Source organism: Neobacillus sp. NRS-1170 (assembly GCF_050468025.1).
This window is the reverse complement of the sequence record NZ_JBITPF010000033.1, coordinates 1-10,400: the sequence shown is the minus strand read 5'-3', so window position 1 is coordinate 10,400 and position 10,400 is coordinate 1. Positions and strand designations below refer to the sequence as shown.

Annotated in this window: 7 protein-coding genes and 1 pseudogene; 7 read left to right on the top strand and 1 reads right to left on the bottom strand. The window is 42.7% G+C overall.

The features are described from left to right. From ACIFOT_RS15590 to ACIFOT_RS15575, 4 genes and pseudogenes are all read left to right on the top strand, one after another. Window positions 1–562: pseudogene (locus tag ACIFOT_RS15590) on the top strand (hypothetical protein); the annotation flags it as partial. Between the two features lie 106 nt (window positions 563–668). Continuing rightward, on the top strand, window positions 669–1,613 hold the full coding sequence (msrA, locus tag ACIFOT_RS15585) for a peptide-methionine (S)-S-oxide reductase MsrA (protein WP_430066072.1): 945 nt from the start codon (window positions 669–671) through the stop codon (window positions 1,611–1,613). A 174-nt stretch (window positions 1,614–1,787) separates the two neighbouring features. Further along, on the top strand, window positions 1,788–2,306 hold the full coding sequence (locus tag ACIFOT_RS15580) for a YfiT family bacillithiol transferase (protein ID WP_430066070.1): 519 nt from the start codon (window positions 1,788–1,790) through the stop codon (window positions 2,304–2,306). A 212-nt stretch (window positions 2,307–2,518) separates the two neighbouring features. Then, window positions 2,519–3,880: a UDP-glucose dehydrogenase family protein gene (locus ACIFOT_RS15575; protein ID WP_430066068.1), complete on the top strand. Its 1,362-nt coding sequence runs from the start codon at window positions 2,519–2,521 to the stop codon at window positions 3,878–3,880. Window positions 3,881–3,910: 30 nt separating this feature from the next. Here ACIFOT_RS15575 and ACIFOT_RS15570 read toward each other — a convergent pair whose 3' ends face one another. Beyond that, window positions 3,911–5,632, bottom strand: a complete 1,722-nt coding sequence (locus tag ACIFOT_RS15570; protein ID WP_430066066.1) for a sigma-54 interaction domain-containing protein — start codon at window positions 5,630–5,632, stop codon at window positions 3,911–3,913. Between the two features lie 309 nt (window positions 5,633–5,941). On the opposite strand from ACIFOT_RS15570, the gene hutU reads away from it, so the two are divergent. The 3 genes from hutU (at window position 5,942) to ACIFOT_RS15555 (ending at window position 10,287) form a co-directional block, all read left to right on the top strand. Next, a complete protein-coding gene (hutU, locus tag ACIFOT_RS15565) occupies window positions 5,942–7,663 on the top strand; it encodes a urocanate hydratase (protein WP_430066064.1) in 1,722 nt (573 codons plus the stop codon). Window positions 7,664–7,854: 191 nt separating this feature from the next. Further along, the gene (gene hutI / locus ACIFOT_RS15560; protein WP_430066062.1) at window positions 7,855–9,096 is read left to right on the top strand and encodes an imidazolonepropionase; all 1,242 of its coding nucleotides are present in this window, start codon (window positions 7,855–7,857) and stop codon (window positions 9,094–9,096) included. A 21-nt stretch (window positions 9,097–9,117) separates the two neighbouring features. Then, on the top strand, window positions 9,118–10,287 hold the full coding sequence (locus ACIFOT_RS15555) for a M20/M25/M40 family metallo-hydrolase (protein WP_430066060.1): 1,170 nt from the start codon (window positions 9,118–9,120) through the stop codon (window positions 10,285–10,287). Window positions 10,288–10,400 lie beyond the last annotated feature (113 nt).

Below are 10,400 nucleotides of genomic sequence, written 5' to 3'. Positions count from 1 at the left end.
AGCAACTCATGCAAGTAAAACTGCTTTAGAAAATGCATCAAAGAACTCAGCTGTAGTAATTGCCAATGAAGCTGCAAAAGCAGTAACTGAAAACGAACAAGCTGGGGAAGAAGCAACAGAAGCAGTAACTGAAGAAGCTGGCAAAGAAACAACAGAAGCAGTAACTGAAGAAGCTGGCAAAGAAGCAACAGAAGCAGTAACTGAAGAAGCTGGAGAAGAAGCAACAGAAGCAGTAACTGAGGAAGCTGGAGAAGAAGCAACAGAAGCAGTAACTGAAGAAGCTGGCAAAGAAGCAACAGAAGCAGTAACTGAAGAAGCTGGAGAAGAAGCAACAGAAGCAGTAACTGAAGAAACTGCAACAGAAGAAGCAGAAGCAGTAACTGAAGAAGCTACAAAAGTAAACAAATCTGCAGCAAACAAAGCAAAAGCTCAAGCTAGTGTAAAAGCAAGCCAAAATGCAAGAGAAAATGCAGCAACAAATTCTGCTGTTTTAGCTGGAGCTAAAGTTTCTGAAGAGGCAGTAACAGAAGATACTACTGTTGATGCTTCTACAAAAGAATAATCTATTATTCAAAGAAACCGATGGATCTTTCCTTCGGTTTCTTTTTTTATTGCATTTTGTTTATTCTAAAGGTAATAATCAGAATGAATAAGGAGTTGATCCCCCCATGGAAAAAGCAACATTTGCAGGTGGCTGTTTCTGGTGCATGGTATCGCCATTCGACGAACAGCCTGGGATTCAAGAAGTAATCTCTGGCTACACAGGCGGCCATACTGAAAACCCTACTTATGAGGAAGTATGTTCTGATACAACCGGTCATTATGAGGTAGTTCAAATTACCTTTGATCCCGAAGTCTTTCCCTATGAAAAATTACTAGAGCTGTTTTGGCAGCAAATCGATCCAACGGATGCAGGCGGTCAGTTCAATGACCGGGGTCTTTCGTATCGGACTGCGATTTTTTATCATAATGAAGCCCAGCATGAGATGGCGGAAACATCAAAAAGGGAGCTTGCCGGAAGCGGACGTTTTAATCGGCCAATTGTAACCGAAATCCTCCCTGCAGGCCCTTTTTATAAGGCAGAGGAAAAGCATCAATATTATTATAAAAAAATGCCTTTTCACTATAATCACTATCGGGAAGGTTCCGGGCGGGCGCGCTTCATTCGAGAAAACTGGAAAAAGCGCAAAAGTGATGAAGAATTACGAAAGGAACTGACGCCGCTTCAGTTTGAGGTTACCAGGAATAACAAAACAGAGCCGCCGTTCCAAAATGAATACTGGAACCATACGGATGAGGGCATTTATGTCGATATTATTTCGGGAGAGCCTCTGTTCAGTTCAACTGATAAATATGATGCAGGCTGTGGTTGGCCGAGCTTTACAAAGCCGCTTCGCCGGATGGAAATTGAAGAGCGTTTTGATACCTCGCATGGAATGAGGAGAATCGAGGTCCGAGGAAAAACCTCGGATTCCCATCTCGGCCACGTATTCGATGATGGACCAGGCCCCGACCGTGCACGGTACTGCATTAATTCAGCAGCCCTCCGATTTGTGCCAAAGGATAAACTCCTGGAGGAAGGGTATGGAGAGTTTATTAAGCTGTTTGAATAATCGACATTCCTTTTCGCTTTTATTTCATGAGTATTAGTTTAAAAATTTAATTGCCATTTGTAATACTAAATACTCATCAGCAATAATAAGTTCAAATAAGGGTGATGCCCACCTTTACGCACTTTTGGACTGCTCTGATAAATGAGTGGTCCTTTTTTTGGAGGAGGAATGGAAATGGACGAGAGATACCCAATTGGGAAATTTCAGTATGATGGTGAGATTACGCCCGCTGTTGTGGAGGGCTGGATCAATGAGATTGAAGCATTACCTGGATTGTTACGGGACGCGGTAAGTGGCTTAAATGATAGACAACTAGATACACCTTATCGTTCTGGAGGGTGGACAGTCCGGCAGGTAGTCCATCACCTTGCGGATAGTCATATGAATGCCTATATTCGTTTTAAATTAGCTCTTACAGAGAAAACTCCTGTCATCAAGCCTTATGAAGAAGGCAAATGGGCTGAGCTGCCCGATTCCAGCTTGCCGGTTGATATTTCACTTTCGCTGCTGGATGCTTTACACTGCCGTTGGGTCCATCTGCTGCGAAAGTTAAGTCCTGATGATCTAGAAAAGAAGTTTATCCATCCAGAGTCAGGAGAAGTGACTGTAGGAAAAAATATTGGTATTTATTCATGGCATGGTAAGCATCATCTTGCACATATCTTAGCTGCAAATGTAGGTAATCGCAGCTAGCCTTAGATAAAAGGAAGGGAACCATTCATCTATTAAGGGAATCAATGTCTAATTAACATTGATTCCCTTTCGTTTTCTATAAATTACCTGCATAGTAGGAACAGATAATCTGGTATGGTAGTTTTGGAAATCAATCTCGAATGGATATTTTAGCAGGAATTTAATAATTTTTTTGCATGCTATAATAGATGAACAAGGGGTGAGAAGTTCTGGTGATAAATAAAATTGCGGTGATTGGTACTGGATATGTTGGCTTAGTTACCGGTGCTGTTCTTGCAGATTTAGGATTAGATGTTACTTGTGTAGATAACAATAGCGAAAAAATTAGCGGGTTAAAAGAAGGTATCGTTCCTATTTATGAACCGGGGCTTGAATTGATAGTAGAACGTAATATTTGTGCCAAACGTTTAGTATTTACCACTGATCTAAAAAACGCGTTATCCGAATGCGATGTGATTATGATTGCAGTTGGTACTCCGCCAACTGTAGACGGCAGTGCGGATTTACAATTTATCGAAGCGGCAGTCAGGGAAATTGGAAGGCATATGGATGGTTACAAAGTAATCGTTAATAAAAGTACCGTACCAATTGGCACTGCCCAAAAGATTAAAGGATGGATTTTAGAAGAACTTAGCCATAGAGGTGTTTCATACGATTTTGATATACTGGCAAATCCGGAATTTTTAAGAGAAGGCTCTGCCATCGATGATTTCTTACATCCAGATCGAGTTATTATCGGATCTCAAACGACGAGGGCCGTGGATATAATCAAACAAGTGTATCGAGTATTATTTTTAGATGAGTCCCAATATGTCGTAACCGATATGGAAACAGCTGAAATGATTAAGTATGCTTCAAATGCTTTTCTTGCGATGAAGGTAACTTTTATGAATGAAATAGCCCATCTTTGCGAAAAGGTAGGGGCAAATGTTCAGGATGTAGCAAATGGAATGGGGAAGGATGGGAGAATAGGTCCGGAGTTTTTACATCCTGGTCCAGGGTATGGCGGAAGTTGCTTTCCAAAGGACACGCGGGCGATAGCAGAAGTGGGAAAGCAAATGGAAGCTCCCCTTACATTAATTGAGCAAACGATTAAAGCAAATGAAAATCAAAAAATATTAATGGCACGTAAAATCAGTGATGAAATGGGAGATTTGCAGGATAAGCAGCTCGCCGTATTGGGTTTATCCTTTAAACCTAATACTGACGATATGAGAGAGGCTCCTTCAATTACCATTCTTAATGAACTTGCCAAAAAAGGAGCAAAATTTAAAATCTACGATCCCATTGCCTACAAAGAGGCAAAATGGAGATTAGAGCATTTAAATGACAGAATTGTTTATTGCAACGATGAATATGAAACAATGAAGGATAGTGATGCCTTAATCATTATCACCGAGTGGAAACAATTTCGAAATCTTAATATAGAAAAAGTCAAATCACTCCTCAAAAAACCGCTTTTCTTTGATTTAAGAAACCTTTATCAAAAAAGATACATGGAGGATAAAGGATTGAAGTATGTTGGAGTGGGCCAGGGGACAGAATACCAGCCCTTTTTAGTTGAAACCTCATAAAAAAATAGGAGGTATCTACCTCCTATACGTTTAGATGCCGCTGCTTGGCTTAACCAGACCATGTTTTTTAATATGATACTGCAGGCTTTGCCGGGTGATTCCAAGGGTTTTGGCTGCTTGTGAGATATTCCAATCCGCTTCATCTAACGTTTTTTGGATATAGTGCTCTTGTGAATTGGAGAAGATCGATTTAAACGGATTCTTCTTCAACTCCTTTTCCTTTTCGACCTTCCCTGATTTAGTCACCAGTAATTTCTTCTTCATAAATGCCGGCAGATGGTCAACATGGATCGCCGCATCATTTTCAGAAGCCCGAATGATTAAATTTTCGATTAAATGCTCGAGCTCTCTTGTGTTCCCGGGCCAATGATATTGAAGAAGAATCGAGAGAAGCTCAGTTGAGAGATTCGGAACCTCTTTATTAAATTTCCGCCGGTACTTATCGAGGAAAAAATGAATGAAAAAATGAATATCCTCTGTGCGCTCCCTTATAGAAGTAATATATAGGCTTGTATGTGCGAGTCTGTAAAATAAGTCGAGGCGCATTTTTCCTTCCTCAATTAACCTTTCCGGATCCTCGTTTGATGCACTGATTACGGTACACTCCACAGGGGTCACTTCATTTGACCCCACTCTTCGAACTAATCGTTCCTGAAGAACACGGATTAATTTCGATTGCAGCGTCAGCGGCATAGAGTTAATTTCATCGAGGAAAAGTGTCCCGTTCTTGGCATATTCAAACAGCCCTACCTGATTGGCTGCCCCGGTAAATGCCCCCTTCACTGTCCCAAATAACGTGCTTTCTAAAAGAGTTTCCGGTATCGCCGCACAGTTTATTGCGACAAATGGATTTTCTGCTCTTGGGCTGTGATTATGGATACTCTGAGCAAATAATTCTTTTCCTGTTCCCGTTTCCCCAACGATTAGCACGTCGGTATTATGTATGGCAATATTTTGCGCCTCAAGAATGAGATTTTTTAAGGCAATGCTTTTTCCTTTAATATCATCAAAGGAAAAGGTTGTCCCGTTTTTTAATGGGCGATTAGTTGAATCCGATTGAACGACCTGCCTCCGAAGCTCAATCGTTTCATGAAGCAAATTCTTGAGTTTGGATTCATTCGTACTAATCGAAAAAACAGCAATCGTTTCCCCATTCTTTTGAATCGGATAAGTACTGTAATTCACATACTTTGGTACCCCATTGATTGTAGAGTGAGCCCGATATCTGGAGAAGATCGGTTTGCCGGTTTTAAATGTATGCTTGTGCTCAGAATATTGCGGGTTATAATTATAGGCTTCCCACAGGGGTTTCCCGAGAATCTCCCGGCTGTCCAGACCTTCTAATTTTTCCTGAGTCCCGTTGTACAAGACAATTTTTCCATCGTGGTCACTCATCATTACCCCTTCATTCAGTGATTCGATAATTTTTTCTAGACAATACAGCCTTGCTTTTTGGTTGTTTGTTATATTGGTTGTATCTTCTATACAGAGAATCAGATAATCTTGGTCCATATAGAATTTTTTTACCTCTACTGCCAGCTTCTTATCCTTTACTATAACTTGATAGATGTCATTTTCTACTAAAAGTTCTCCCTTATTTGGAAGTAAATCAAAGATATTGCTTCCAATGGGAAGATTTAATTGGAGGTCCTCATTTACATCATGCCATAAAATTTCGCAGTTGCCATTTAAGACAATGACTCCTTCTACAAAGCTTCTAATCAGTGAACCGATTGATGCGGCATTACTCATACCAAAGCCCCCTTTAAAAGTATCTGACTATATTTCAAAATATAACATTTATTATGAATGTTTAAAATAATCTGCATGCAAATTTTATCTGCACTAGTAAAGAATGCAAACGTTTTCAATGTTGAGGCTTTAATCGACTTTACCCCCGTAAACTCTGCAAAAACTATCTGCGGCCTTTTTGATATGCTAAGCATAATTTAATAGGTTAGTAGCGCGATTTTTAAAGAAAAAGCACGAATCTTCCATCTTGGCACGGTACTTGCAATATAAAAATACGAGTACACCATCTAATCTAGGAGGAATTTATTTATGTCAAAACCAGAAATCTTATATTCCGTTAAAGCACAGAGAGGACCGGAACTTCGCTGTAAGGGCTGGAGACAAGAGGCCATCTTGCGGATGCTTGAAAACAATATGGAGAACGCTGAAAAGCCGGAAGAACTCGTCATTTATGGCGGGATCGGAAAAGCGGCCCGTAACTGGGAGTCCTACCACGCCATCGTAAAATCGTTAAAGGAACTGGAAGATGATGAGACACTGGTTGTCCAATCCGGGATGCCTGTAGCCGTCTTCAAAACTCATAAATATGCGCCGACCGTTGTCATGGCAACGACGAACATCATGAAGGCAGACTGGCCGACATTCTATGATCTTCAAGATAAAAACTTAACGATGTATGCCAATTATACAGCGGCTCCATGGGAATACATTGGTACCCAAGGTGTTATCCAAGGTACATTTGAAACCCTATCAGCGATTGCCCGCTTACATTATGACGATTCCCTGGTTGGGAAAATCCTGTTAACGGCTGGGGCAGGCGGTATGGGAGGCAACCAAACAAGAGCGATGACGATGCATGGCGGTGTCGCCATTCTTTGTGATTCAAATGTCGAAATCATAAAGCGCCGTATTGAAAAGAAATTTATTGATGTTTTAGTAGATTCCTTGGATGAGGCGATCGCCTTGTCGAAGGAATATGCGGCAGCGGGAAAACCATTAGGGATTGCTGTTGTTGGTAACGCAGCTGATATTTTTGAAGAAGTCATTCAAAAAGGGTTCCTGCCAGACATCGCCACATCGATGACACCAGCCCATGACCCAATCTCTTACCTGCCAGCTGGTTACACTGTTCAAGAAGCAGAGGAGCTTCGTGATAATAACCGTGAGCTTTATTTAGAAAAAGCACGTGAAACGATGGTACGCGAGCTAAAAGCGCTCATTAAGTTTTTAGACTTAGGGGTGAAATCCTTTGAATACGGTACAAGTATCCGCAAGGAATGTATCGATGCCGGCATGGATGCGAAGGAAGCAAAGCGTTTGCCAGGCTTCGTTGCTGAATACATCCGTCCGCTCTTCTGTGAAGGCCGCGGCCCATTCCGCTGGGTATGTCTATCCGGTGAAGCAGAGGATTTAAGAAAAATTGACGATATGATTTTAGAAGAATTCAGTGATGACCTACTCGTAACCCGCTGGATCAAGCTTGCCAAAGAACATATTCCAATCGAAGCCTTGCCAGCACGTATTTGTTACATGGGCTTTGGCCAGCGGAAGAAGTTCGCGTTAAAAGTAAATGATATGATTCGAAAGGGCGAGCTTGCCGGACCGGTTGCTTTTTCCCGCGATAACTTAGACTCCGGTTCAATCGTGAACCCAACCTTTGAATCTGAAAATATGAAGGACGGCGGCGATTTAATCTCTGACTGGCCGGTATTGAACGGTCTATTAAATGCAGTCGGAATGTGTGATTTGATTGCCCTTCAAGCAAACTATTCGATGGGGGAAGCAGTTCACACCGGTGTTACGATGGTTGCCGATGGTACAGCAGAATCGGATATGAGACTAGAAGTGGCAATGACCGTTGACTCCGGGATCGGCGTTATCCGCCATGCCCAAGCCGGCTATGAAACGGCCCGCGATGTAGCAAATGGTAAAGGAAAACTTACGAACGAAAGTATCAAGGTGCCATTATGGTGGTCACCAAAAGCAACATTTGGTCCTAAGGATTTAGAAAAGGAAAACGTAAAGGCATAAAACTTGAAATAAAAACTGGATAGTAGAGATCCCGGATTGATCTCTACTATTCTTTATTACTCAGTTTTGATTCGCTGATAAAACTCTGGAATTCGCTGATAAATGCTCCAGATTCGCTGATAAAACCAAAAAATCCGCTGATAAGGTGTAATTTTTTAGATTTACATAAAGATTGGAGGTTCTAAAAAAGAATGTCTGAAACAAAGTTAAAAACAAAAATAGATTTATTGATTACCAATGCCTCCGAAGTTATCACCTGCTTGGGCGAAGGCATGAGTGATATTTGCGTCCTCCAAAATGCCTGGATTGCCGTAAAGGATGGAAAAATTGCTGCTGTCGGCACGGAAGAGGAAATAAAGCAGGACTTCATAACAGAGCATTCTTCCGTCATCGATGCTAAAGGAAAGGTTGTCGCCCCCGGTTTCATAGATTCCCACACCCATTTAGTTTTTTATGGTACTAGAGTAGAAGAGTACGCAGCAAAGGTGGCGGGGCTCGACCCCAAAAAGCTCGGGATTTCTGCCGGACCGAACCGAACTGTTAAATTAACGAGAAATCGACCGTCTGAAGAGCTGTTTGAACAATCGAAAAAACGGCTGATGAACATGCTGGAGTATGGGATAACCACAGTCGAAAGCAAGAGCGGCTATGGCTTGACGACCGAGAGTGAAATCAAAATTTTAGAGGTCGGCAGAAGGCTGGATAAAGAAACACCAATCGATGTACTTAATACATTTTTAGGTGCCCATGGATTTCCGGAAAATTTAACGAAAGCTGAATATCTTTTTAAAATCGTCAACGAGATGATTCCGCAGGTAGGGGAACGGGGACTGGCGGAATTTTGCGATGTTTGGTGTGATGAAGGCTATTTTACCGCAGAGGAATCAGAAATCATCCTGAAAGCCGGGCTCCAGTATGGAATGAAACCAAAAATTCATGCCGATGCCTATTCCTATATTGGCGGATCGGACCTCGCAGCCGAAATGAAAATGGTGTCGATTGACCATTTGAATTACACGCCTGTTGAAGTAATGGAAAAGCTCGCAGAAGCAAAAGTTACCGGGGTGTTAATGCCGGCCCTGGATTTTGCGGTCGCTCATAAGCGTCCGTTCGCAGCACGAAGAATGCTCGACCTTGGCATGAACATCGCCTTGGCAACGGATTTATGCCCCGCCTGCTATACCGAATCGATGCAATTTGTGATTAACCTTGCCTGCCGGCTTTATCAGTTCTCTGTGGAAGAAGCGATCAAAGCTGCCACCTATGGAGGCGCAAAGGCGCTTGACCTTGATGATAGGGGCGTCATAGAAGAAGGGAAATTAGCAGATTTGCAGATTTGGGATGTCCCAACCTATAAGCATATCGCTTACGAGCTAGGGACGAACATTGTGGAAACAGTGATTAAGAACGGAAAGATTGTCGTCAGCCGCTAATTATATAAGGAGGGACCCTGAATGAGAACGAATCAAGCAGCAAAAGCCGCTGACTATATTAATGCGGACCGCCTGCAGGAATTATTTTTGGAGCTGGCCAAAATAAATGGCCCGAGCACAAAAGAAAGTCTTGTGGCCGAATATTTGAAAAAGGCACTGCCGGAGCTAGGTTTTACCTTGGAGTTTGATGAGGCGCACAAAAATTTCGATGGCGAAGTTGGGAACTTAATCGCCTGGAGGGAAGGAACGGATCCGTCGATTCCTCCCTTATTTTTCTCAACGCATATGGACACGGTACTGCCAACCGAAGGATTGAAGCCAGTCATTAAAGAAGGCGTCATTCATTCAGATGGCACGACCATACTCGGAGCCGATGACAGGGCGGCATTGGCGGCTTATTTGGAAGCGATCCGCGCCATTATCGACAGCGGGGTCCCGCATGGACCGATTGAATTCATTTTAACGGTCAATGAACAGCCAGGCCTAGTTGGTGCCGCATATATGGACTACAGCAAGGCAAAAAGCAAAATCGGCTATATTTTTGACAGCAGCGGCGATGTCGGCCAGATTATTTTAAAAGGGCCGTACAGCAGCCGGATTTGGATGGAGATACAAGGAAATGCTGCCCATATCGCCCTCAATGCCGAAGAGGGCAACAGCGCGTTTCTTCTTGCTGCCGAAGGACTAGTGAATATGAAGCTTGGCGCGATTGATGAGGAGACACTTGCCAATATCGGGATTATCAAAGGCGGTGAGCTGACATCAATCATTCCGGGCAGTGTCACCATTGCTGGTGAGGTGAGGAGTTTTTCAAAGGAAAAATTAGATGCCCAGCTAAAGCATATGGAGGAAGTCATGAAGCAGGCCGCCGAGAAAAAGGGCGGAAAAGTGGACGTGAGGATTGAGAAAAAGTACCTCGGTTTTGATATTCCAGAGGATGATATTTTAGTAAAAACAGTGGAAGCTGCGGCTCAAATTATAAACGTGAAGCCGTATTTAACAGAAACATTGGGCGGTGCCGATACGAATGTGTTAAATGAACATGGACTAACTTGTTTGACGCTTGGACTGGGATTCCAAAATATCCATTCCTTCAGGGAATGTATCAGCATTGAAAACCTGATTAATACCGGGCGATTAACAGCCGCATTGATAGAACAGTGGTATGTAAACCATAAAACCGCCGAATAATGGGAATGTTTTTTTATTAGGCTGAGTTGAATGCCATTGTTGAACTTTAACACGGTTGATTGGAGCGGAAGGCGCGAAGACTCCTGCGGGAGTACGGGGCAGGGGAGACCCCG

What these genes read in the sequence shown, in the direction of transcription:
- msrA (WP_430066072.1), top strand. Translation starts at nt 669, where the DNA reads ATGGAAAAAGCAACATTTGCAGGTGGCTGTTTCTGGTGCATGGTATCG.
- ACIFOT_RS15580 (WP_430066070.1), top strand. Translation starts at nt 1,788, where the DNA reads ATGGACGAGAGATACCCAATTGGGAAATTTCAGTATGATGGTGAGATT.
- ACIFOT_RS15570 (WP_430066066.1), bottom strand. Translation starts at nt 5,632, where the DNA reads ATGAGTAATGCCGCATCAATCGGTTCACTGATTAGAAGCTTTGTAGAA.
- hutU (WP_430066064.1), top strand. Translation starts at nt 5,942, where the DNA reads ATGTCAAAACCAGAAATCTTATATTCCGTTAAAGCACAGAGAGGACCG.
- hutI (WP_430066062.1), top strand. Translation starts at nt 7,855, where the DNA reads ATGTCTGAAACAAAGTTAAAAACAAAAATAGATTTATTGATTACCAAT.
- ACIFOT_RS15555 (WP_430066060.1), top strand. Translation starts at nt 9,118, where the DNA reads ATGAGAACGAATCAAGCAGCAAAAGCCGCTGACTATATTAATGCGGAC.